The following is a 24,876-nucleotide window of genomic DNA, read 5'->3' on the forward strand; positions in this document are numbered from 1 at the left end:
CCTATTTATACAGCCGCTTTCACTGCTTCTGACAGCACATGGCAATAATGCGTTGCGAGTAATTCATCTAGGTCACGGTATTGCTCGAGCGCTTTTCTAGTCTGAATATCTCGATGTAAAATCCAGACGCTGGTACCAAGCGCATCGGTATCCCAAACTTCTCGAAGTGACAGGGCCGACTTATAGTCTTGAATGCGTTTTTGTGCGACTAAGCCGCTGAGCGCAGTGTCGTCATAGCTTGCAAGAGCTTCTTTTGCATCTTTGGCTAAAGCGTCGCCAAGTTTATGGTCTAAGGTATCAAACAAGTATTGAGCGCTGACCTCATTGAACCCTTGGGACTGTTGTTTAACGGCAAGCTGCTCTCCTCGGTGGAGTATGCCAGCATGGATAATGTATTGATAAATTAGCACTGAGTCTCTGTCTCCGTAGTCAGGAAGTTGACCATTGAACAAACACCGATTTGTGTGCTGATGCGCTTTGTAGGCTTGCTGAATACTTTTCAGTGACTTGTCGCCCCAATATACAGCTAACTCTTCCAACATTGAGCGCCTGTCGAGTTGCTGCGCAATGTTTTCTGCACAGTGATATTGGTATAGCGCATTAGGAATAAGCACATAAAAGTGTTGCCTAGATTGTTGCCAATTACTCAGTAAACGATTTGCTAATGCCGATTGTGTCGCGTCTACATGGCATTGTAGGTGTTGTAATAGCGCCCACTCCTGACCTTGGCATAATATATCTGGCTGCGATATCTGAATTGCTGTGACGGAGTCTTTTGAGCACAAATGGGTGATATTGCCTGTAGGATCATATTGATAGGCTGTACCACCACTCATACCGTTACCAAACCCTTTACCAAAGCCTCCAAGGTTAACAATGGAGCCGTTGGTCATATACTCGCAGCAAAAGTCTCCGACGCCTTCAATGACAGCCACAGCACCAGAGTTTCTCACTCCAAATCTATCTCCCGCTTGGCCATTCACATACAATTGGCCTCCGGTTGCACCAAAGAGTGCAAAATTTCCGATGAGCACATCCTCTGCAAGGGCGCAGCCTTCGCTATCTATGACGATCTTTCCGCCGCTGGCACCTTTACCTACACCATCGTTACATGTTCCTTTGTGGCGAAGCACCATCCCCGAATTGATAAATGCCCCGTAACTTTGTCCTGCCGAACCACGCGTATTAATTTTTATACTATGTGGTTTGAGCACGGCTCGACCATTACTGAGCCTTATAACAGCCGGGTGAGCGGCAATTTGCTCATCATCGAGTTGATAATTGAGCTTGCGCTCAAGGTCTATTGCCAATTGACCGCCAACAGTTTTATTACAGTTGTCTAGGGCTCGTGGGCTTATTTCGATGCATTCATTCTGTGTGGCAAAAAATTGAGTCTCGATTTCAGTTAGCCAAATATCATCCAGTGTAAAGTTAGCTTCTAGGTAAATCGGATTGGTGACTACGACCTGCTTGGCAGGTTGCAGCATCGCTGTCATGTCTAGCTTTCCGACCATAGCTGGGTGAGATACAAGGTGCAGCAAATCCGAGCGGCCACGAACTTCGTTGAGTGACGTATAACCGATACTTGCTAAGATCTCGCGCACTTCATGGGCTACATTCATAAAGTATTGGGCCAACGCGCGAGGATCGCCGCTGTATACTTCTGGGTTTGTGGTGAGTCCAGCAGGGCATTTTAAGTTACAGTTTTTTGCCATAACACACTTGAGCATCATCAATGCTGTGGTGCCAAACTCAAAGGAGTCACCACCTAGCATGGCTGATTTGACAACATCACTGCCAGTTTGGTGAGCATTGGAGCAACGCAAGGTAATTTTATCTCGCAGGCCATTTTCGCTCAAAGCTTGATGCACTTCTGCGATGCCTATGTCTGCCGCGCGTCCGGTATGTTTAAGGCTGGTGACTTGCGCCGCGCCAGTTCCACCTGTATTACCCGCAACATTTATTACATCTGCCCCAGCTTTAGCGACACCCACTGCGATAGTACCTATGCCTTCTGATGATACCAATTTAACAATGACACGGACCCTTGCGGCTTTGGCATCGTGAATTAGCTGACCCAAGTCCTCTATTGAGTAGGTATCATGGTGTGGAGGAGGGGAGACGAGCTCAACGCCAGGTGTGCCACCACGTGCAGCGGCAATAACGACATTAACTTTGGGCGCTGGCAGCTGGCCGCCTTCTCCGGGTTTCGCTCCTTGGCCTATTTTTATCTCAATTTCTTGTAGCGCAGGATCAGCTAAGTAACCTGTCCAGACGCCAAATCGGCCAGACGCAAACTGCTTAATTTTACTGGCTTTGACTGTGTTATAGCGACGGGAGTTTTCGCCACCTTCGCCTGAGTTACTCATTGCGCCGGCAATATTTGTTCCTTGCGCAACTGCCTCGTGGGCCTTTTCGACTAATGCGCCATGACTCATTGCGCCGGAAGCAAAAGTTGCGGTGATTTCGTGCGCGGGCTGAACGTGTTCTAATGCGATCGAATTCCGTGCTGTGCAGAGCTTGGCGCACAATGTATCCAACGTTGAGTTGGTTCTGGTCTCAATGAGGATTTTATCCAGAGCTGGAACTATTTCGTATACTTCAGCTTCGTAAAGTGTATTTAACGCTAATGCCAATTGTTGATGAATGGCATCGGACTTTGACGAATGACATAACAGCCACTTTTGCTGTGAAATTGCTTCAACCATTAAGCCTTTGACGTGTACTTGGTATGACCCTGAGGCATCGATATATGAAAGCGCGTCAATAAACGCTTGTGCGCTTTTTAACTGAGAAAAATCAAAAGGCAATGCCAATACATCTCGCAGTGCTGCGGGCCTATGATAGCGCTCATGCTTTAAATTCTTACTGAAGTCTCTATAGGCTTGTGTCACTTTAAACTGAGCAATTTGCTCAGGCGTTCTCGCCTCAAAGCCTAGGTCTTTATAGCCATTGTCTTGTGGCAGAATAACGCCAGTATCATGAGACTCGAGTTGCGACTCGTCCACATATTGTATGCGCTCTTGAGTCATATTAATGTACTCACGTACTGCCGTAGTACCAAAGCTGTGACCAGCACCTTGCGCACGCTCTTTAAATAAACCGAGTACCGGAATTTGATCTTCAGCTTGTACTTCGAATACTTTTTTATGCCAATAGATTGCGCTTTGAGCGAGATCTTTAAATCTTGCGCCGCCCACTGGCGAGTGAATATTGGGAAATATTGCTTTTAGCAGTGGGTCTTGGGTGTCGATAAAATTGGCTTCGAAAAATTCACCACCAATGTAACTTTCTACGGTACATAGGCCAAATTTACCCATCGTTTTCATCAGCGCTTTTTCTACCGCTTTTTGATACCTTGCAAGTCCTTCCACAATATCAGCGTCATGCTGGAACAATTCGATAGCACGGTTGTGCACTGTGATAGGGCAAATGGCAGACGCGCCAAACCCAAGTAAGCAGGCAATATCATGAGTACTGGCGGCTTGCCCAGTATGACATACTAAACTGGTGTTAAACCTAAGCCCTTCAGAAATGAGCTTTTGATTAATCGCAGCAATGGCAAGCAATGCTGGAATCGCTCCTTGCTGATGGCTTACATTCAGGTCGCTTAAAATGAGCACATCGCAGCCTGATTTAACGAGTTCTTCCGCGCGAGCAGCGAGCGTTTTAATGGCGTCTAACAGCTGGGGCTGATGATCTGATTGCGTAACATCAATGTGAAACAGCATGGGTAAGGTTTCGACCTTGAGTGCCGACTGGTTCGTGATCTTCGCTAAGTCATGCGGCTGTAAAATAGGGGAGTCGAGTACGATTTGGCGGTGGCTGGTCGGGCATATATTGGGTTTTGGTCCTAGTGCCACTCTGAGTGTCATACCATCTGCCTCCCTAATGCTGTCTAGGGGAGGGTTAGTCACTTGCGCGAAGCGTTGGCTGAAATACCGAGATACACCACCTTCTTCTCTGGTTAGCACATTCGGTGCTAAACCATAGCCCATTGCTGAAATCTTTTCTGAGCCATCTTGTAACATAGGGTCGAGCATGAACTTAAAGCTTTCTTGGTTCATGCTAAAGGCAACATGCTGAGCCGTTATACTCAAATGTTGATTTTTAACCACGTCAGTCAGTGATATTTGCGGTAACTCATCGAGTGTAACCCGCGCTTGTTGCAGCAATTCAGCGTAGTTTTTTTGTTCGGCAAGTTCTTCTAATATTTGTTGGGTATATTTTATTTGTTTTGAGGCGTGGTCGAATACAATCATGCCACCGGCTTCAATACGACCGCGTCGAATGATATCGGACGGCTCAAAATCAATCTGACCAGCCTCACTCATTACAGCCAAGTAATCATGAGTTTCCACGCTTCTAAGTGGTCTTAGCCCGAGTCTATCGAGCCTTGCGCCTACTGTGACGCCATCACCAAATATAAAGGCCGCTGGCCCGTCGTTTTTTTCCTCATAGAGAGAAAAGTACTCAAGCATAGATTTTACTGAGGCTGGAAGTGCATTGTCGTTTTCCCATGCTGGCGGCATCATTGCCAATGCAGCCACATCAATTGGCATTTGATCTTCAATCACACGGCGAGCAAGCGTTTGGTCTAATCGTGCTGAGTCAGATTGTCCTCGTGGGAATATCAGCCGTTTATTTTTATATTTTGCGATGGCATTTTCACTTAACCTATTTTTTCGGTCGGTATTGAGCTCACCGTTGTGGGCCATGCGTCTAAAGGGTTGCGCAAACATGGGGTTAGGTGCAGTGTTTGTCGAAAACCGTGTATGAAAGAAAAGTGTGTGGATCTGCTGCTCCGGTGCGTTGAGATCAGCAAAGTAGGGGACAACCTCCCAGCTATTTAGGCGCCCTTTAAGTACTTGTGTTCTTGAGCTCATAGAGAGGGGGTATAGCCCAGTATACTGAGGTCCAGTAAATGCGTGCATTTCAATCTCTTCAAGCGCTTGATGGATATGTGACTCAAATACATTTTGATCTGTCATGTGATTTGGGCGCAAAAAGATGATTTGCTTGATGGCGAGTTGGGCCTTTCGGCTCGCTGGATTGAGGGTGCTTTGATCCGTTTTTACAGTGCGGACTTTAATGACCTGTAGATCATATGATGCCAGTTTTTCAAAGATCAGTGACATCGCGAGTTCATTGCTAGTCTGCTCATTTGGCAGAAAAAAGTTCGCGACGCCAAATTCTCCAAGCGTTAAGTCTGGCCTTTCGGTCACTTTTCTAAAAAATGTGAGAGATAAATCAATATTTACACCAGCACCATCGCCAATTCCTTCAGCATTCATACCGCCTCTATGCGGAATTCTACACAGTGCTTGATGTGCGTGTTTTATCAGTTGATGAGTTGGTAAGCTCTGCTTGTGGGTAATAAAGCCAACACCACAGCTAGACTTATCTTGGTCTCTATCAAATAAATATCGTTTCATAGTGTACCCAATTCAGTAAAACGGGTGTGCTCACAGTGGATTAAAGCGTGCACTGTGCGCTACACATTTTTTTAAGCAGGCCTTTCAAAGTATATTTTTGTGAATTTATATGCAAATGATAAATATTTGCATTCAATAAAATGCCGGGTTTTGAGATTTTTATCGTTAAGCGGTTAACACGATGTGTTATTTAATGATTTGTTTTTAAATGTGTTTTTTTCTTTGTGATAGAGGGTTGTTTGGGTGTTGAATATTTTTCACGCTAGTGAATTTGTATTGTATTTGAAAGTTTGTTCGAGATGCTTTTTATTTTCTCACTTCATTCATAGCGGTTATTATACGATCGTATTAACCGAGAAATTTGACTTGATGCGCTCATCTGACTGTGTTAATTTTTTGTCCGTTATGAATATTTTATCAAACCTACGACACATCACAATTTCTTGGTGGCGCTCTTATTAGAGCGGCGCTTGAATACACGTGTTCAACTGCTGCCGAAAGGTAATAGTTGACATGACCACTGTCTCTTTCGGTAGCAAACAAAATAAGGAGACAGACATGAAACATACAATTCTTACCGGTGACAGACCAACAGGCCCTTTACATTTGGGGCACTATGTGGGTTCCTTACAACATCGTATCTCATTGCAATCTCAGCATGCTCAAACAATTCTAATCGCAGATATGCAGGGCTTGACAGATAACGGCCACAACCCACAGAAGGTTGCCGACAATATATTTAACGTGATGGCGGATTACCTTGCTGTTGGCATTAACCCTGAAGAAACAACAATTTGCTTACAGTCTGCTTTACCGGCTTTGGCTGAGCTAAGTATGTATTATGCAAATCTGGTCAGTGTGTCGCGTTTAGAGCGCAATCCAACAGTAAAAGCAGAAATCGCAAGTAAAGACTTTGGCGCGTCAATTCCCGCAGGTTTTCTAAATTACCCAATAAGCCAAGCTGCTGATATTACCGCGTTTGGCGCGACCTTAGTGCCTGTTGGAGAAGATCAGCTCCCGATGCTTGAACTTACCAACGAAATTGTTCGCAAACTCAACAGTGTCGCAAAAAAGCAAGTGTTAGTAGAAGCAAAGCCACTTCTGAGCGAGGTTTCAAGGTTACCTGGTGTAGATGGCAAAGCTAAGATGTCAAAGTCGCTTGGAAACGTGATCACCTTTGGTAGCAGTGATGATGAAATCGCAAAGGCTGTGCGGGCGATGTACACGGATCCAAACCACATTAGAGTAGAAGATCCTGGCCAAGTTGAAGGGAATGTGGTTTTTACATACTTGGATGCTTTTCATGAAGACAAAGAGTATGTGGCAACGCTCAAAGCCCATTATCGTCGAGGTGGGTTAGGTGATAGCAAATTAAAGGGGATTTTGGCGGATTGTTTGGTGAACCTAATTACGCCAATACGGGCTAGACGTGAAACCTATCTATCAGACCCTACACAACTACGTGAAATATTAAAAGCGGGTACAGAGAGAGCGAACCAGCAGTCTCAGCGAGTGCTCAACCGAGTAAAAGATGCGTTTGGATTAAATGTACTTTGAAAGGGGGTTTGTCGTTCAATGTGACCGACCACAATAAACTAAATATTGTGGTCGGCACGCCTCATTCCCAATGTTACTTGGTATTTTATGCTTGCTTCAAGGGCTCATGCTTGAAGATATCTGCATCGATTTCTCTAGTGTTGAAGTTAGGAAAATCTCTCACAGATGCCATGACCTTTGGGTCACCTGTAACCATTCTTAGCAGTTCATTGGTGCCCGCTTTCAAATAGTAAGTTGCAGGTCCTTTACTATTCGGTCTCTGGAAATGCCAAATGTCAGCTTCAAACCCTAGTACTTCACAAGTGCCTTGATACTCAGCATTGCATGTTTGCAATACATCTTGCATTAAAATTAGCTCGTGACACGGGTCTACTTCATCATTCAGTACTTCACCTGTGAACTCACTTTGTTTGTCCATGTGCGCACGGGAATAAGCGACTTTGGCTTTAAATGACTCATTAGTACCAGGGTACATTATTTCCGACATCCACAATCTGTGGCCTGTTTTTTCCTCACTCCATGGATTAAACAACCCGTCGATACGACATACATTTTTGCTGTAATCAAACCAGCAATAACCTGATGTTATATGCTCTTCAGGTTGCATAGGAGACCAGTATGAAATGTAACTACTGCTCCATTGCTGTGGTAATTTTGGAGGGGTCATTTGTTTGTTTAGTTCCACGTTACTTTTCCCCACGATCTAAAGCTCTTTCCAATGCTTGGCCAAGCGCAGCAGGCAGTGGAGGAAGCTGTCCACGTCGTTCAGCAAACCCTTGCGCAACTTCACCTGTAGATAAGTGCATTCGATCCTCTACTGACTCAAACCACAAGCGACTCACGGTTGCGTGTTGATCAAATAGTTGCATTACTGGCATAACATGTTGATTAAAGTCTTCAAGTGCCGCAGTAACATTGTCTGGGTTATCGTAGACCGCCTTTACTAGTATTTGCGCACCGACAACCGCCATTGTTGTTCCGTGACCGATGGAGAAATGACCAGACTGGAGTGCGTCACCCAATAGCGCTACATTGCCATCGTAAGCTTTCTCATGGCTCAAGGTCATAAAGTTGCGCCATTTCAGACCTTCTTGTGCAATGACTGCTTTACCATCTAGCTCCTCTTCAAATACCGATGCAATAAAGCGCTCTGCATCTGCGGTAGTCATTTCGTCTAGGCCAGACTTTTTGTAGGTCTCTTCGCTACATTCAACAACAAAAGTACTCATTTTGCTGGAGTATTTATAAGAGTGTGCAACAAAAACACCTTTTGAATGTGCTTTAAAGATGAGATTCATTGCATCAAAAGTTTTAGTAGTGCCATACCACATATAGCGATTTTTACCGAACTCTACCTTTGGCTTTAATGCGTCACGATAGTAGGTGGTGGTGTGATTAAGGCCGTTTGACACCACCACTAGGTCATAATCGTTAGACGCCAGCTCGGCATCCGTTAAAACAGGTTGCTCAAACTGGATGTCAATACCTAAGCCGATACACATTTGGCGCAACTCTCTGACCATTGATTTGCGCTCTGCACCACATAAAGTCACGCCTGTGCTTTTCAATGCACTCTGGTTGTGGTGAGTAAGTTTAAAATCTTCTAGGTACTGCGCATCTAAAGTTTCATAATTGGCGAGATACGACAGAGGGTTAGCTGGGTGATGCGGGGCACGCCCAGGTAGTACAACACCCCAACCAACGACGTTATCATCGGGGTGGTTTTTCTCAATTATTTTGATATCCCAATCAGGTTTAAGTCTTTTGGTTTCACTTGCAAACATAAGGCCTGAAGGGCCGGCGCCAATCACTAAAATCTTCATTAATTCATTCTCCCTATTTTGTACCAAACATTTTGCTTTTCTTGCTCGTCTCGTAACTCACTGTAACGCATTGAAGTGAAGTATAATTTTTCAGCCATATCCGGTGGGTAATGGTCTGGGAACTTCTGATTCATATAACGTGCAAAGCGTGCACGCATGAAGAATATTGGGTCTGAACAACTGAGAACTTCGTAGTTCGCTCTGGCCATGTCTTGCATCGCGTCGGCTTCTTTTTTACGTAATTCAGTAAACTCACTTAAAATCTTTTCGAAGTCATCGCCGTATTGACCGAATAGCTGATCAAGGACGAAAGAGTCTTCGAGTGCCATGTTCATGCCTTGACCGAGGAAAGGCGCAGTGGCGTGTGCAGAGTCACCTATCAACAGTGCTGTATTTTTGTAATGGAAAGTTGAAGAACGGACATTGATCAAGTCGTTACTCGGTTTAATCATAAATTGCTCAAACATATCTTGGCGGATATCTTCTGGCACCATAGGGTAGTACTGATCAAAAAACGCCTTCATCGCTGTTCTATCATCACTGTGCAAGCTTACTTGTCCTGTGTATGGCAGGCAGACTGCAAAGCTGATGCTGCCATCAGGGATCGTTGCTGCGCGTCCAGCAAATTGGCCACCCGAGTCCATACCAAAGAAGTACAGCAAATCCTTTCTTAATCCTACTTTTGAGGCATCAGGCACAACCAAGGTTTTATAACCATGTTTGAAAAATGATTGGTGGAATTCGAAACGTCGGCAGTTAGCTTGCATCGCTTCACGTAAGCACGAGCGAGCACCATCAGCCCCAATGAGTAAATCACCTTTATGCGTAGTAAAATTACCTTCGCTGTCTTTGGTCATGAGGCTGCAGCCATCTAGGTCTACTTCTATACAGCGTTGGTCGTAGTGATAATGAACACCAGCTAGTTCAGCATATTTGTTGAGTAACACTTGAAATGCACTGCGACTCAGTGATAATGGTTTAAGCTTATCAAGAGGTGGAAGTTCGCGCGTTTTAGGTTCACCTTTAACGAAAAATGACATGCCTGACACTTCAACACCGCACTCTTGTAATTCAGCCAGTGGAATGCCAGCAGCGACAACCGCCTCAATACCTCTCACAGTCATACTAACGCCAATTGCGCGCGAGCTGACCTGATCAATATAGTCTGCTTGGCTTAGCAAAGGGTTACCGCGTTTTTCTATAATGTGAACATCGTATCCACGTTTTGCTAAGTAAATGGCTGTTAAGCCACCGGCTAGACCGCCGCCAATGACAATTATTTTCTTCATATTTACGCTTCCCTTGAAAGTTTGCCAGTTGCGATTTCTTGCATCTGATTTTGAAAAAACTCTAATAACTCAATTTGTGTTTGTGGTGGCGTGGCCGAAACCATACTTTTAGCCATGCTTACCAAATCTTTGCATTGCCTTGAAATGGCCATGCATCCTTGTTCTAAATTGTCGAAGACTTCCGCTGAAATTGCCTCGGGTACAGGCGGGCCCGCGTTGCGTCCTAATTCGCCTGAGGGCAGGGTCATCAACTGTACTGACAGTGGTCTTAAAATCCCCGTCATCAGGTCAATCGCGCCATTCATTAAGCGCGAACGACGCATGCTGCCCAAAGGTTTGATGGCAAAATGTTGCATCATCAACTGAAACATTAATTCATGGCAGCCTTTGTAAAAGGTCATTAATTCTACCGCTTCAGGATCTGTCACGAGGTTGCAGCCCTGACGAGGCTCGAACACTGGGTTTTTCAACACTGGATAGGCAGGCTCAAACGGAATATCGCTGTGTGTCAGTGCTTTTGAAATCGAGCGCAGTCGATTGAAGTGACTTACATCAAACTGGGGTGAATCGGCAGAGACGCCTTCACCTTGCTCTGTTACAAAATTGATAGCAAAAATTGCTGTCTCTCTGTCATAGACTTCAAATTGATACCCTGGATATTCTCTATTAATAATTTCGTTCAAGAATAAATGGTGTTCACCACCTAAATTAACTTTTTCTGTCGAGAATAAATCTGGTAACTCGCCAATTGCGACGGTGATATCGTGATAAAAATCAGCGATGGATTTTCCTACCGTAGGAAAGAATGCCGGCCACTCAAAGCGCACAAATTTAGCAACGACATGCTCAGAAAAAGGCTCAAAAGAGAACTCGGTATCTAAGCCGAATTTGTCTTTTGCCTCTTCACCTAATACCGGTTTGCCCGGATAAAAAGGTTCTCCCAGTGCCATAAGCAAGTTATTTACCACCAAGTAGTGGATCATTTCTTCATGGGCTATCTCTAATAGTGCTCCGCGCCAGCCGCTGTTACGGCGTCTGTCTGCACCGCCATTAACTAACTCGAGTTGCGCTTGTTGCCACCTTCCTGCATTGACGAAGTGCTCTCCGACGCCATAATTTGGTAGCGAGTAAGCACTGTATAGATACTGAAGCATAATGGAGAGCTCAAGATCGACAGCATCACGTAGCGCATTGATTAACTGCGCTTTATTTTTAATGTTCCCCTTAGCTTTAAACTGTGGCTTTTGGGGAGGCAAAACTTTTGGCATAGCAGATTGCTCAACATTACATAAGTATTTTAAAAAGAGTTGAGCATGTGCCTCTGGCATTTCTCGAGTGCTTGGCATGTAGTAGCTTTTGTCGCGATTGCGAGGGTCGCACATTTGCCACATTAATCTTGCATATGTTTCGCATTTACACTTGTCAGCCATACTGAATACGGCTTCCGTCATGAAGGGGTAGAACAGCTCGTAGTAGGCCATAACATGCTTATACAAAAAGTCGTAGTCAACTAGCTCTGTTGGCGTATCCATGAGCGCCCAGTCGTCTGGCAAAACGCGCACTAAGATGGCGTTGTGATACTCACCTAAGAATAACTCTGTACTGCCTGGCTTTAGGCTTTCTATGGTAATGGAACCTTTGCCTTCACAGTCTGTCTCTATATATTGGTCACAGTTCAGAGTGCTAGAATCTTTTACATGAGAGGCCAGTTTTGCGATTGGCATCGGCTTACCCTGAAAGTAACTGCGAATTGCAACCGATGTTGTACTTTTGTCACCCTTAATATGATTAGGGCTTTCCATGGAAAAAATATGCTGTTCAGCTTGGATGTGCCAGTCACTTTCATACCATGTATGCTCCTCAGAGCATAGTCTGAGTGACTGTTGATGAAATTGTTCATCAAACTGCTGCAATGGAATATCAATAATACCTGAATTCAGTGCATTATCTTTGTAATCTTCTAGCGCAATTGTCGCGATGATTTGCCCATTATTTGATTTGAGAAATAGATTACCCAAATCGAGTTTTTTACTCAGTCTTGGTGGCATACCTGTTTTGACAGGGAGGCTTTCTTGGTAGCTTTCATGTGGTAAACCTACAGCAGCGTTTAAACTCAACCAGTCTTCCCCAATTGATACTGCAATGGGGGCATATTGCTCGCTGTTTTCTGGTCTTAATATCCGCCCCGTGGGCGAAGTCATCATATCTTCTTCGCGCCATAAACCAATAGTGCCATGTAAATCACAGAACACTGGCATATTTGGTGCGACTGGAGGGGATAAATTACTCACACAATACTGCACGGTTAAACCTAATACCTTGGGGTCATCTAAAGCCGTTTGCAGTGAGGCCAGAAAGTCTGAGTCAAGTCCTAGCTGATTAAACAAAAACTCGTCGCTGTCTTTTCTTATCGAAAATTGGAACAGTCTAGCTTCACTCATTTCTTCATATAAGAAGTGAGAAATCGGCTGAGCGATGTAGCTCTTGTTCATCCATCGCACTCCGTGAGTGCAATCAATATCTGCTGACAATACATGGGTCGTATTTGCCGATGCTTTTGAATCTGTGATTGTTAGCTGACCTGCGTAAATCAGAGCAGAGTCTCGCCTTGTAGGATCACTATCTACCCATCTCGCGCGATTGAAAGACGTTCGCAAGTATTCGTTGTAGTGCCCCCAAAGAGATAGTTTGTGACCAACTAATTTATCGTTGGTAATGTATTCTCCTGGCTTCAGCTGTACGCTAGTAACAAGCGTATTTTCCCAACTGAAATGGTTATTTCCTCGCATATTATACCCAGCTGCGAGATTAAACGGTCCAGCGCCATCAACTCGTCCTTGAGCATCAAATTTGGGCCCTATATCTGTTAAGTATTCGTGGAAGTGTGCTGGTGGCTGTGCCACATCATAGGGCTTTCCATCTTTAATTGCTGTATTGGTTGCAATATCCAATGTATTGTTGATATTGCGATTTGCCGTTGGGACGTTAACCCGCGCAATCCCTTTAAAATGAACTCGGGGAAAATCGAGAATACTCATTTATTTCAAACTTCCTAGTTACTTTTCTTTAGTCTGTACTGTGTAGATGACAATTAAACGTGTGCCAGCTCTTCGCTTTGTAGCGCTTGAGCTTGCTCTGATTCTATTCGCTTCAATAATGTTCCTGCTGCGCTTTTGCCAGCCATAATGCCGCCTTCCATCCAGCCACAGTGTGGTGTATAAGCATCACTTGCAGAGATAATACGTGACTTTTTATGTACTAATGTCATAGGGTGGTTAGGGCAACATTCTTGAGAAAATTCAACGCCGTGGGTCCAGTGTTTGTAGGTGTGGACGTGTGGGTCAGGTAATTGGCTTTCATCGCAACGTAGTGCTTGTGCCATCAATGCTTTAACTGTGCTTAGGTAGTGAGCCTCGCCTTTTAAGGTTGTATCACGCCAAAAGTCTGCGTAATCACTGTCGGTATAAAAAAATACATACCTGTTGTCCTTAAAATACAGTTTGCGCATTGGATTATTAGTAATCACTACATGATCTGCTAGATCTAACTCTTGCCACCAAGGTGCATCATAAAATAAAAAGCCTTTGAATAGCGGGATTGAGCCATAGGTGTAGTCGCTCCAATCTTGTGGAAAGCCACAATTGAGTTTTTTCATCGCAGTAGGGGGAAAGGTAAGGATCATCTCACCATCAGAGATAGTGACCTCTTGCTTACCATCTTTGATTAATTTTAGCGCGCAACCATTGTTGTTGGTTTCTATGCTAGCGAGCTCATGGTCAAAGTAAAACTCAACACCCTGTGCGAGTGCTTCCTCATACAACTTTTCAGTCAGTGCTGAAAAGCCTTCTTTTAAGTTAAACCATTCGTATCCAGCATTTTCTGAAAACCCTTGTATTTCAGGGTGCTTTTCTATTATGTCAAAAGCAATATGCGGTGAAATGTTAGGCAGAGACAAAGAGTCATAGCCCAATGCATTGATCATTTCTCTTGCTTGATGTCTACCGACATAAATAGTTAAAAACTCTTCAAATGAGTCATTTGGGTGTTCATCACATAGAGGTTTCAAATTTTTTAAAATACTCTTTAAACTTTTATGCAATGCTTGTGGGCGCTTTAGTTGTGTAAAAGGGAATGTTTCGTAAGGCAAGTTTAAAGATGTGATTTGCGCCTTGACATTGTGATGAAGCTGGGATGAAAACCGGCCTGCGCCAAGGTCTACAAAGTGATCATTGACTTTAACTGCATGTGCTCGACCACCAACTCGTTTTTTGTGCTCATAAACCTTAATTGAACTTTTTTTGCATGCTTTTGATTTTGCTAATGTAAGCGCGCAAATAATGCCTGATATTCCTGCACCTATGATTGAGATTGTGTTTTCTCTAATCGCCATGTTCCATATTTCCTTGAGTTTTCCTAAAAACTTATAGCTTTAAATGAAACTTCATTAATAATTAACATTAATTAAATATCAAATGTCACTTTTAAGCCGGTTTATTCACTGGTTCACGATGAAATTAAATTCGTATTCCCTAAAATCAATCGATTACGATAATTCAAACCCGCGGTATGCGTTTTAATAAATGATACCACTGTTGTTCCTCATAATTAACAAAGATCAGTAAAATGTTATTAAAATAATGATATTTTCGGTCTGAAATAAATCTTTCATTGTTCTTATTATTGCAATTTGTGCATTTACTCTATTGCAAAGTTAGCCTTAATTTTATTTTCAGGGATAAATCAATGTGCAAGCTAGGTGATAAATCGATGAAATTTTGTTTTCAATTTGGGGATAAATATGTAGGAAATGTGGAGCTGTAATTTCATTGCATTACAAGTCAGGTGATAAAGTGTACATCACGGAAAGGGTAGTTCTTTAGGGCTATTGACTAAGACCATGAAATAACAGAATTAATGCAAAAAAACTCGACATTTTTGGAGTATTTGAGGATTTTAAAGAGAGATTTTTAAATTGAGAAAATTTCTATGTGAAAGATTGCACTTTTAACGAGAGTTTGATCTGAGTTTGTACCGGTTACCTAGAGTAGGAAAACAATAAGTAAGCCGGTATTTGTTTATTTGCAACGGAAAAAGTAAGATGAATTTTTTATAACTTCATCCTTTTCTAATTCTTTTTTATTAGCCTGTTGAGTGTGAAAATTGAAAAACTCAATGCAAAAACTCCGCCTGCGACGTCTGCAATGGGAAATGACCACCATAAAGCGTCCGAACCGTATAGATTTGGTAGAGTTACCATTAAAGGTAAAAGTAATACATAAGTGCGGGCGGCGTCCAACATAGTCGCGGGTATGGCTTTACCCATTCCTTGAAACAATCCGCTGGACATCATACAGAATCCTGCAGTGGTAAAGCCTGCAAATGCCACTAAAGCTATCTCTTTACCTAATTCGGTTACCAATGCATCACTCGTAAAAAGCGCAATTAGCCAGTGTGCGTTTAAACACAGTATAAATGTCACGATAACGCCCCATACGGTACTTATTAAGCAGGCAACCAGGTAGGCTTTTTTAACTCGCTCAAATTCTCCAGCACCATAGTTAAAGCCCGCTAAGGTTTGTAGCGCGACCATCATGCCTATAATTGGTAAAAACAAGAACATGTAACACCGAACTAAAATGCCGTGGGCGGTGATTAGTGGCTCTGAGTTTTGCGCGAATACGGTAGAAATTGAATAGACTGTTGCTGCTAAGATCACGGAAAAGCCACCGTGTGAAAGTAAAACGGGTAATCCTAGGCTTAGCATTTTGAGGTGAACTTGGACTGGGCTCAATAAACTGCGACGTTGGAATTTAACAGCGCTTTCGCCTTTTGATTGAAGCTGAATCGCAATAACTAAGGCAATACTTAAAGCACAGATAGTTGCCCAAGCAGCACCTGCAACACCCCACTCAAAGACAAAAATAAAAAGTGCATCTAACAAGATATTCAATATCGATGCTGTAGAGAGTACTTGCATCATCGCTTTTGGATTACCAGAAGCACGAAAGCCCTCAGTAATTTGATTGCAAATAAACCCAATTACCCAAAACATTACAATGGGCGTAATATAGCTAGATGCCTGAGCTTGCAAGGATTCAGGAACCGCCAACAAACTAAAGATACTGTTTAGGTTCAAGTAGGTAAGCGTGCAAAGTAACAATGCACTCAATATGGCTAACATAAATGAAGCAGAAAATACTTCGTCTGCATCTTTTTGTCGTTTAGCACCTAGATATCTAGAAACAAGAGAAGCCATACCACTGCCGAGCATTGTGCTGATAGCGATGAGTATCATTTGGATGGGGAAAACTGCTGATACAGCGCCCATTGCTTGTGCGCCAATCCCTTGAGAGATAAACAGCGCATCAACAAATGTGTAGAGCCCATTAATGACCATACCTAAAATTGTTGGGATTGCTAAAAAGCAGAACTGTTTAAATATAGGTCCAGTGAGCAAAGGAGAGTCGGCTTGCTCATCTATTGTGCTCATTTCTGCTGTAGTCGTACTCATGCTTATTCCTTGTATTCTGATATTAAAGCTGCGGATAGTTTACTGAAAAAATGTTTATAAAGGTTAATTCTATGTTTTAAATTTTTAATAATGTGTTTTTGTTGACTTAAATTTGGACCATTTGTGTATGGAAGGACGCTGTATGTCGTTTGTAAGGCCATAATTTATTTCATAAAAAAATGTGTTGTTGATGTCGCTTTTATTAACTTTTATGGATTTCTAAAGTGCACTCAATTAATTGGATATAGAGATCCAGAGGTTGAATGTAATGACCAAGGCATAAAACAAAACATAAAATTTTTAATTATTAGCTTATCAATGGTATGTTATATTATATCTTTTGGGTTTGGAGAGATTTAAATTGCGTGGTCAAATTCAACAGGTCGGAGACAAAGTGTCTATCGGCTTGGCAACTATGTGTGTCATTCATTGTATTGTGTTACCTATATTGTTTGTGGCGTTGCCTTTCTTATCAGCAAGCTTTTTACAAGAAGAGGCATTTCATCAATTGCTCCTCGGTGGGGTACTTTTAACAAGTGTATTAGCTTTGGTATCGGGCTGCAAAACACACAGTAAATGGCACATTTTTACGTTTGGGATCACTGGCCTAGCAGTGCTCTCAATTGCAGCTTTCTTTGGCCATGACTTGTTTGGTGAATATGGCGAAACGATTTTAACCGTTGTAGGAAGCCTCATCGTTGCTTTTTCACATTTGAAAAATATTAAAGCATGTAAAGCTGCTAGGTGTTGTTCCTCATAAAGGAGGGGCAACTTAGCTAACGAACTCCTCCTCATTACGTATTTCTGCCGACTTTAATATATTAAATTTAACGCCCACCTTTTGATAAGTGGGTGGTTTTTCTAGTATGTACTATGCTCAGAGCATTAACTTTATGCTTTGGGAGGCAAAGTGCTACCTTTCTCTTATCCCCTTGGTTGTTTGCTTCCTTGCGTTCACTCCCTGAATGACATGCGCGTAAAAATAATAAGTCAGTCCATCACTTTAGGAGACTGACATGCACCCGATGAAAAACTATGTCAGATTACCAATTGCACTGAAGATATTTGTAGTCGTGGTGTTTGGTTTATTAGCTCAGGTGGCGACCTTACAATTATTTACCCTCAAACAAACCGTTGAAAGTCATCTTAATACCCGTGTTGATGAGGTTATGAGCCTTTTCGTACAAGCACAGACAGCCCTAGAGTTTATGGTTTCTGAGAATAGAGTGGATGCCATAGATAAATACTTAAATTTAATGAAATCCCATTCAGACGTTGAATTAGCCGTTGTTTTTGATGACACCGGTACCGTGATGTTAGCCACTCAACCTGAGTATATTGGCATGACAGCAAGTGCAGTACTCGCTAAGTTTGAATTCAATGAATCTGAGTTTTCAAATTTATCAACCATGTTAAAGCAAAAGAAGACCATGGATGCATTTGACCGCGAGTCTAACCTTTTTGCGATGTCAGGTCCAATAAGTTCGCAAAGTAACGCACCTCAAGTAAATGCTAAATATTTATTGGTCTTAGCGGATTACTCATTTGCAGAAAAATACATAGAAAACTCTACGATGCATGCCTTCACACCGCTCTTTGTCATCATGCTCGTTACTGCGTTATTAGTTGCAATGATCTTTCATATCTCAATTCAGAAACGGCTGCAAAAAATTTTTACTCACTTTGATAACTTCCATGCCGAAAAAGGCATCACTTTTATTGATATTGGTGGAAAAGATGAGCTTAGCGAATTAGCTAGGAGAAGTAATGTACTGTTCCAAGATCTAGCCTTGAGCCACACCGCCGTGAGTCAGCAAAAAGACTACTTTCAAGCGCTATTTGAGGGTATTACAGATGCCGTTATCATTGTGGATGAGCAAGGGGAAATACTAGACCTGAACCATACCGCCAAGCAGTGTTTGTCGCAGGACTTGGCTGATTCAAAGCAATTTAATGAGCAGTTTTTACTTTCTCATGACTGTGATACTAAACTATTAGTCTCTCTTGCAAAAGAAGCGGATAGTCATAGGGGAAAAAGCGTAAAGAGCTTTTGGTTAAATCAGAAAAAATGGCATGCGATCAACTTATCTATTACTAAACTGACTATGGCGAAGCAGGGGCTATCTTGCTATTTAATTGCATTTGTAGATCAACAAAAAGAGTTTGAACTCACGTTGCAATTGCAACTGAGTGAACGAAAACTGTTTTCCATCATTGAGAATTTACCCGAAAGCGTATTTTTATTGCAAGAGAATGGCGAGGTGGCTTATCTCAATGGGCAGTTCAAGCGTTTTCTCACTTCGCAAACTAAGGTGTCGAGTGCAGAAGAGTTATTGCAGGCGTGTCCAAAAAACATTGCGACTTTTTTAGAGCTTCGTATGCAATCAGTGATGTCTGGAGATAGCTATATAAGAGAAGAAGTACATTATAAATTTCGTGGAGAGACGTATTATTGTGCTATTACGCTGTTTCCAATTATCAAGCAAAACAAGAGCAATTACGCAATGGCTGGGTTTATTTCAGACATTACTGTACAAAAGAAAACAGATTATGAACTGCAACAGATTCAAAAACGATTAGCTGAGTTGGTTCGTCATGCTCCTATGGCAATTATTGAATGGGATCAATCGCTTAATATTGTATTTTGTAATCAGGCTGCCTCGGATCTTTTTGGTAGTTGCCAACACTCTTTGGTGGGAAGTAATTTGTCAGAGCTCGTTGCCGTTGACTTTTATTCTGATCTTGAGCGCTACTTACTGCAAACTATATCGAACGAACACAATGCAAAGCAGTTAATTGCGATAGCAGATAAAAAAGGTAGGCAACGGGTTACTGAGTGGCATAGTTTCATTCTTTCTGATGAAACCAGCGAGGCAGCGAGATATGCTTCTCTAATTTCCGATATTACGATGCTACACGAGGTGATTGAATCACTGGAACTGAAAGAAGCTGAAAAAGACGAAGTGCTTCAGTCCATGGTAGATCCTGTCATTACCATCAACGACAAAGGACAAATACTGACATTTAACAAAGCTGCTGAGGTTGCATTTCAATATGATGCGCAGCAGGTTATTGGTGAAAATGTCAAAATGTTGATGCCTGAAGAGTTTGCAAAGCATCACGACTCCTTTTTACTTAATTACATAACGACCGGTCACAAACAAGTCATTGGTATAGGTCGGCAAGTGATGGGCAGACGGGCCAGTGGGGATGTGTTTCCTATGCACTTATCTATTAGCGAATTGCCGATTATGCCCAATGGTGTGAGGAGGTTTATTGGTAACTGCGTTGATTTAACCAACATTAAAGAGAAAGAAGAGCAGCTTAGGCGCTCGATGAAAATGGACGCCCTAGGTAAATTAACGGGTGGGATAGCGCATGACTTTAATAACTTAATAGGGATCATGCTGGGTTATAGCGATATTATTACAATGCAGTCATCCCTCGATCCTGAAATCAAAAGTTATGTACAAGAAATAGTAAAAGCAGGAGAGCGAGCGACAAATCTCACCCAAAAACTGTTGAGCTTTTCAAAAAAAGAAAGTGCATTGAGTGAGGTTTTTTCTTTAAATGATGCTCTTGCCGACAGCCGCCAATTACTCGAAAAGTCGCTAACACCCGATGTTAAGCTCATTTTTGATTTAGCTGAAGATTTACCTGATGTACAGCTCGATAGGCATGACTTTGATGATATGGTCTTGAATTTGGTGATTAATAGTGTTCATGCAATTAAAGAAGCAGGGAGTGTAACCATCAAAACAAGTCTGGATTGGTATCAAAATGATAAAATCGATCAATCAACGAGCTTACATGTTAAGTGTGAAGTAATAGATACCGGAGAGGGGATTCAAGAGCAACATTTAGACAATATCTTTGACCCATTTTTTTCTACCAAAGGGGATAAAGGCACTGGTTTAGGGCTCAGCCAAGTGTATGCATTTATTCAACGCAGTCTCGGTGGGGTTGATGTTAAAAGCAGTCCAAAGGGCACGATATTTGCCATTTATTTTCCTGCACTAGAATCTAAGTCCAAGCAGATGTCTCAAGCTAAGCTTAACTATGCGCATATTCACCAAACACCATGTCGCATTTTAGTTGTGGATGACGAGGCGTCACTTGCAGATGTAATCGCAAAACTTCTCTGTCAGGCGGGCCACACTGTAGACACGAAAACATGTGGTATAGAAGCGCTGGAGATACTCAAAGTAAACACATACGATTTAATCATATCGGATGTACTCATGCCCGATGTGAATGGCTTTAGTTTAGTCAAGCAAGCTCAGGGTCTTCATCCAGAGATAAAAGTGCAGATGATAAGTGGCTATGTGGATATTGAAAAAGTCAGCGATTTTGACAGCGCCCTCTACGCAAGCATTATTAGAAAACCATTTCGCCCTCAGGAGTTATTGAATAGAGTTGCGACACTCTGCTCAAAATAACTCAGGCTTGGTATTATTTAAATCGAGATCAGTCTCTAACTCAGGCGCTACTTTTTGCTCCATTTCAAAATACTTATCTGTTTTTTGAATGATGCTGGTTAAGTTCGATTTTAGTAAATTAATTTTCGGTTCAATGGAACCGAGGCTTTTGGCCTCTTTTTCAATCAGATTGGCAATAAACTGTTCCTGCTCTTCGGTTAAATCTAAAATATGAAAACTGGACGTAATTTGCTGGTTTAAGTCATGCATGACGTCATGTATTAAACCTTTATATTCTTCTGATAACGTGTGTAGCTCGCCAATGCCGGACGTGATATCTACGACGATTTGCTCCATTGCTTGCTGGCGATATAGGTCCAGTAATTTTGCTTCCAGCCCTTCAATTATTGCAACTGAGATATCATTGATAGCGCCGCTTTCCTCGGGGGACTCTGGCATGTTTTTGATTAAAAATGATATGTGCTTTTCATTTACAATCAATCGTCTTCCAAAACTATGCAAACGGCCTTTAGTGCACAGTAACTCAAAGATGTTTTGCTCTATTGGGCTGATGCTTGCGCCATTTGGCCCATAAAAAGTAATCTCTTCTTTTTTGATCATGACGCTTGTCAGTAATCCCAATTGTTTCATGGTCGCGAAAAATTGATTAATTACTTGATGCTCATTTTTGCATTGATTGAGTGATTTGAAGAACTGCATTACCAAACTGTAGTGGGAAGCCTGTTGCATTGAAGAGAGTGCCAGTGTGATCGACTCTTGCTCGCTGGCTTTGAGTTCCACTTGTGATTGAATAAACTCAGAGACCTTCTGTACTTTTGTGACGAGTTCTTTGATTTGAAATGGTTTTGCGATGAAGTCATCAGCACCGACATCAAAAGCGCGTAAACGCATATCTAAATTATTGTACCCGGACACCAGAAATAAGGCGCAATTACTGGTTAAAATTTCTTTTTTGATTTTCTCGCATGCTGCAAGCCCATCAATACCAGGCATACTTATATCCATCAAAATGACTTGCGGGCTATAATTCTCAAGAATCTCATAGGCCTCTTGCGCGGATGAGGCTTGCTCACATGAAAAAAAAGGCTTGAGTGCCGCGAGGATCATATCCCTCACTGGTTTTTCATCATCAACTATTAGCACCTTTGCGTTGCCCGACATGATTCTTATACTCCTACTGTGAGCTGGTAAAACTAGGTAAAATGTACCACTCTCAACAGCATAGTGTAGAACGATTATATGCGCTAAAAAAATATGACCTTGGCGAGGGCTATTTATCTATATTCAAGAATAATTTGGTATGATTTTTAGTGAAGGCAAGCTGATTTAGACTTAAAAGCCAAACGCAGCTTGCTGAGTTTTGGAGGGGAAGGGATCAGTTATTACCAATCAATATGGGAGCTGTCCGCCGTTGTTGATAAAGTTGGCATATTCTTGCCAAAGATCATCAACGCCTCTTCCTAAAATACTTCTAAACGCGGAATCAAATGACCATGTATAGTTGCCAAGATCTTTGGCTGCCTTGTTAAACTTGTACAGAAATTCAGGATCATGCGTAACTCTCACATAGTGCAAGAAAAAGCCTGTAGTCGTGTAGCCACCTAACCATTTTTTTGGATCGGTAACGTTTGGCTGTCTCGTTTTATGAAAACCTTCACCTATTCTTACCGCATCGGCAAGCCCTTCAGTATATGCCCAAAACGCTTTTCCATCCCCATAGCTGTCATGGGTAAGCGGTGAGTTATTATACCCGTGAGTTACTTCGTGAAAAAGAATGCCATCAATCTCATCTCTTATTGCTGCGTCGGAGTTGCCGTTGTCTCGATAAAGGTTAGCTAAATGTGTTGTACTGACTACGATGGTCATTTCTCCCGAGCCATCTTCTCCCATTTTGTATGCGACAAATTCATTGCCCCAGTGATCTTTTGCCCTTAGCTCAAATCTAAGATTTCTAAATCTGTTTGACTCGACAGGATCGCGGTAAAGGATCTGAGCAACATCGACACAACGATTCGCCATATGTCCAGCAGGATCAGATATGATACGTTTGAATAGAATAGAGCCTTGAGTTTGTGGGTCTACGTCCACAAAGTCGACTTGGGGCTTTTTCCACTGTCCATCTGGCGGCGTTGTGGTTTGCTCTTGGATATTGATGGTATAGCTTGTATTGCTGTACGCGTAGACAGAAACATAAAGATCATTGCCCTGCAAGTTACATGATTCAGTTGCAGTAGGAGAGGTACTGCTACAGTCAAACTGTTGTGTTGTTGGTTGAGCACCTGATCGCATATACAAGTCAGCATCGCCAGAACCGTTGGTGGTTGCGATAACTTTATTCGCAACATTAAATGGACCAAAGTGTTGCCATTGCCGTGCATTTAATGAATTGCTTTGAGTGATAGGTAGTTCATCGGGTGGGGTTACGATGCTAGAGCCAAACATTTCAATCTCAGCTAGCTGTAAAATGTTGGCGCCATGGTTTGCCGTTACATTTAAACGAACAAATTGAAATGCTTGCGGATTGGATACATTGAATTGTTTGGTTTGATAACGCGCGCCGAACGACTGATTATGGCGGGTATCTAACGTATACCAATTAACGCCATCAGCAGAGCCTTGCAATTGCCAGTCTTGAGGGTCGCGACTGGGCGCATCATTTGCTGATGTGAGTGTATAGCTGGTAATTCGCTGCGGCTGGTCGAACTGATAGCTGATCCAGCCTGATGGAGAAAACGTGAGCCATTTGCTGTATTGATCATCATCAAAGGCTTTGGTACGTCCTTCGAAAGTGCCATTTTCACCAGAGGCGGATATTGCATTTGGGTTTGCTGATGTGAGATCTGTATTAGCATATGCCGAAATTGATAAAGTAGCAGCAATTATGCACGCGAGCTTTGTGTACTTCAAAGCGTTATTTGTATGTCTTTGATTCATTTTTACGCAACCTTGTATCGTTCCAAAATTTATTCGAATTAACGTGATGTTCCAATAAGTTCTTTATCGCTTAACTCATATTTTTTGTGTTGTTGTCACTGTTATTATTTATTGGAACGTTTTAATGATTGGTTGTAAAATGTACTTTGTCAAAGGTTTTTTACATTAGATTAACTGTTTTGCCTGTTTTTGGTCTGATAAATAGTCAGATTATTGGGCTTTTCATCCGTTGTTTTTAGACCTTGCGGTTAAAAAAAGTATTGAGTAATGATGTATAATATATTGAAAAGTATCGCTATAATTTTTCTATTGGGAAATAGTAACCGTCATTCAAAAAATAAACTATTTTACCGACAAATAGTTTTAAAAAAGATCTAATGAGTTACTGATAAATACACCTAAGGGGGTCACAGCACAGTGCAGTATTTGGTTGAACAAGGCACGCTAGACGAGCTGTCTGAGATAGAACAACAAATTCCTGAATTTGATAATCCTAAATCTAAAGATACGATAGTTGCACGTCTACAAAACCGTCGCTCGTTGCTGTTGGTTGCTAAGGTAGATGGAAAGCCTGTAGCGTATAAACTGGGCTACGAGAAATCGACACAGCACTTTTATAGTTGGCTAGGTGCTGTAATACCAGAGTATCGCGGTAGTGGTATCGCACAATCATTACTGAATGAACAAGAAAGGTGGTGTCTAGAGCAGGGCTATGAATTTATATCTGTGAAGTCCATGAATAAGTTTAAATCTATGCTCATGATGCTTTTAAAAAATAATTATCACATTGTGGCTTGCAACCCTGTCAATGGTGGAACAGATAGTAAAATCAAATTTCTAAAGCAGTTCGAGTGAGAGGCCTCATGTTTGCTTGTGGCCCCCTCAATT

13 protein-coding genes are annotated in these 24,876 nt (G+C 42.2%); 4 read left to right on the forward strand and 9 right to left on the reverse strand.

Going from position 1 to position 24,876, the window contains the following annotated elements:
• Positions 1 to 5: 5 nt before the first annotated feature.
• Positions 6 to 5,435, reverse strand: coding sequence for a glutamate synthase-related protein (locus tag N480_RS24550; protein WP_063375067.1), 5,430 nt, complete (start codon positions 5,433 to 5,435; stop codon positions 6 to 8).
• Between the two features lie 558 nt (positions 5,436 to 5,993).
• Between N480_RS24550 and trpS the strand changes: the two genes are divergently transcribed.
• The gene (trpS, locus tag N480_RS24555; protein WP_081231991.1) at positions 5,994 to 6,992 is read left to right on the forward strand and encodes a tryptophan--tRNA ligase; all 999 of its coding nucleotides are present in this window, start codon (positions 5,994 to 5,996) and stop codon (positions 6,990 to 6,992) included.
• Positions 6,993 to 7,077: 85 nt separating this feature from the next.
• Here trpS and vioE read toward each other — a convergent pair whose 3' ends face one another.
• The 6 genes from vioE to N480_RS24585 form a co-directional block, all read right to left on the reverse strand.
• A complete protein-coding gene (vioE, locus tag N480_RS24560; protein ID WP_081231992.1) occupies positions 7,078 to 7,677 on the reverse strand; it encodes a violacein biosynthesis enzyme VioE in 600 nt (199 codons plus the stop codon).
• A 1-nt stretch (position 7,678) separates the two neighbouring features.
• On the reverse strand, positions 7,679 to 8,815 hold the full coding sequence (locus N480_RS24565) for a hypothetical protein (RefSeq protein WP_063375069.1): 1,137 nt from the start codon (positions 8,813 to 8,815) through the stop codon (positions 7,679 to 7,681).
• Complete coding sequence (locus N480_RS24570; protein WP_063375070.1) at positions 8,815 to 10,104, reverse strand: FAD-dependent oxidoreductase; 1,290 nt, start codon at positions 10,102 to 10,104, stop codon at positions 8,815 to 8,817. Before N480_RS24570 ends, N480_RS24565 begins: the two co-directional genes overlap by 1 nt.
• 2 nt (positions 10,105 to 10,106) lie before the next feature.
• Positions 10,107 to 13,142, reverse strand: a complete 3,036-nt coding sequence (gene vioB / locus N480_RS24575) for an iminophenyl-pyruvate dimer synthase VioB (protein ID WP_063375071.1) — start codon at positions 13,140 to 13,142, stop codon at positions 10,107 to 10,109.
• 53 nt (positions 13,143 to 13,195) lie between these two features.
• Positions 13,196 to 14,494 (reverse strand): FAD-dependent oxidoreductase, encoded by a 1,299-nt coding sequence (locus N480_RS24580; RefSeq protein WP_063375072.1) that lies wholly within the window; start codon positions 14,492 to 14,494, stop codon positions 13,196 to 13,198.
• 735 nt (positions 14,495 to 15,229) lie between these two features.
• The gene (locus tag N480_RS24585) at positions 15,230 to 16,615 is read right to left on the reverse strand and encodes an MATE family efflux transporter (RefSeq protein WP_063375073.1); all 1,386 of its coding nucleotides are present in this window, start codon (positions 16,613 to 16,615) and stop codon (positions 15,230 to 15,232) included.
• Between the two features lie 361 nt (positions 16,616 to 16,976).
• Here N480_RS24585 and N480_RS24595 point away from each other — a divergent pair, with 361 nt between their 5' ends.
• The gene (locus N480_RS24595; protein ID WP_081231993.1) at positions 16,977 to 17,375 is read left to right on the forward strand and encodes a MerC domain-containing protein; all 399 of its coding nucleotides are present in this window, start codon (positions 16,977 to 16,979) and stop codon (positions 17,373 to 17,375) included.
• Positions 17,376 to 17,631: 256 nt separating this feature from the next.
• On the forward strand, positions 17,632 to 21,054 hold the full coding sequence (locus tag N480_RS24600; RefSeq protein ID WP_063375075.1) for a PAS domain S-box protein: 3,423 nt from the start codon (positions 17,632 to 17,634) through the stop codon (positions 21,052 to 21,054).
• On the opposite strand, the gene N480_RS24605 is transcribed toward N480_RS24600, so the two are convergent.
• Positions 21,046 to 22,215, reverse strand: a complete 1,170-nt coding sequence (locus N480_RS24605) for a response regulator (protein ID WP_063375076.1) — start codon at positions 22,213 to 22,215, stop codon at positions 21,046 to 21,048. The genes N480_RS24600 and N480_RS24605 overlap by 9 nt on opposite strands.
• 228 nt (positions 22,216 to 22,443) lie before the next feature.
• Positions 22,444 to 23,988, reverse strand: a complete 1,545-nt coding sequence (locus tag N480_RS24610) for a basic secretory protein-like protein (protein WP_063375077.1) — start codon at positions 23,986 to 23,988, stop codon at positions 22,444 to 22,446.
• 417 nt (positions 23,989 to 24,405) lie between these two features.
• Here N480_RS24610 and N480_RS24615 point away from each other — a divergent pair, with 417 nt between their 5' ends.
• A complete protein-coding gene (locus N480_RS24615) occupies positions 24,406 to 24,843 on the forward strand; it encodes a GNAT family N-acetyltransferase (protein WP_063375078.1) in 438 nt (145 codons plus the stop codon).
• The last annotated feature ends 33 nt before the right edge of the window (positions 24,844 to 24,876 follow it).

It is taken from the genome of Pseudoalteromonas luteoviolacea S2607 (assembly GCF_001625575.1).
Classification (GTDB): domain Bacteria; phylum Pseudomonadota; class Gammaproteobacteria; order Enterobacterales; family Alteromonadaceae; genus Pseudoalteromonas; species Pseudoalteromonas luteoviolacea_E.

Bases quoted from the DNA above. Each gene is read 5' to 3' on its own strand.
- N480_RS24550 (WP_063375067.1), bottom strand. From the start codon at position 5,435: ATGAAACGATATTTATTTGATAGAGACCAAGATAAGTCTAGCTGTGGT.
- trpS (WP_081231991.1), top strand. From the start codon at position 5,994: ATGAAACATACAATTCTTACCGGTGACAGACCAACAGGCCCTTTACAT.
- N480_RS24565 (WP_063375069.1), bottom strand. From the start codon at position 8,815: ATGAAGATTTTAGTGATTGGCGCCGGCCCTTCAGGCCTTATGTTTGCA.
- N480_RS24570 (WP_063375070.1), bottom strand. From the start codon at position 10,104: ATGAAGAAAATAATTGTCATTGGCGGCGGTCTAGCCGGTGGCTTAACA.
- vioB (WP_063375071.1), bottom strand. From the start codon at position 13,142: ATGAGTATTCTCGATTTTCCCCGAGTTCATTTTAAAGGGATTGCGCGG.
- N480_RS24580 (WP_063375072.1), bottom strand. From the start codon at position 14,494: ATGGCGATTAGAGAAAACACAATCTCAATCATAGGTGCAGGAATATCA.
- N480_RS24585 (WP_063375073.1), bottom strand. From the start codon at position 16,615: ATGAGTACGACTACAGCAGAAATGAGCACAATAGATGAGCAAGCCGAC.
- N480_RS24600 (WP_063375075.1), top strand. From the start codon at position 17,632: ATGCACCCGATGAAAAACTATGTCAGATTACCAATTGCACTGAAGATA.
- N480_RS24605 (WP_063375076.1), bottom strand. From the start codon at position 22,215: ATGTCGGGCAACGCAAAGGTGCTAATAGTTGATGATGAAAAACCAGTG.
- N480_RS24610 (WP_063375077.1), bottom strand. From the start codon at position 23,988: ATGAATCAAAGACATACAAATAACGCTTTGAAGTACACAAAGCTCGCG.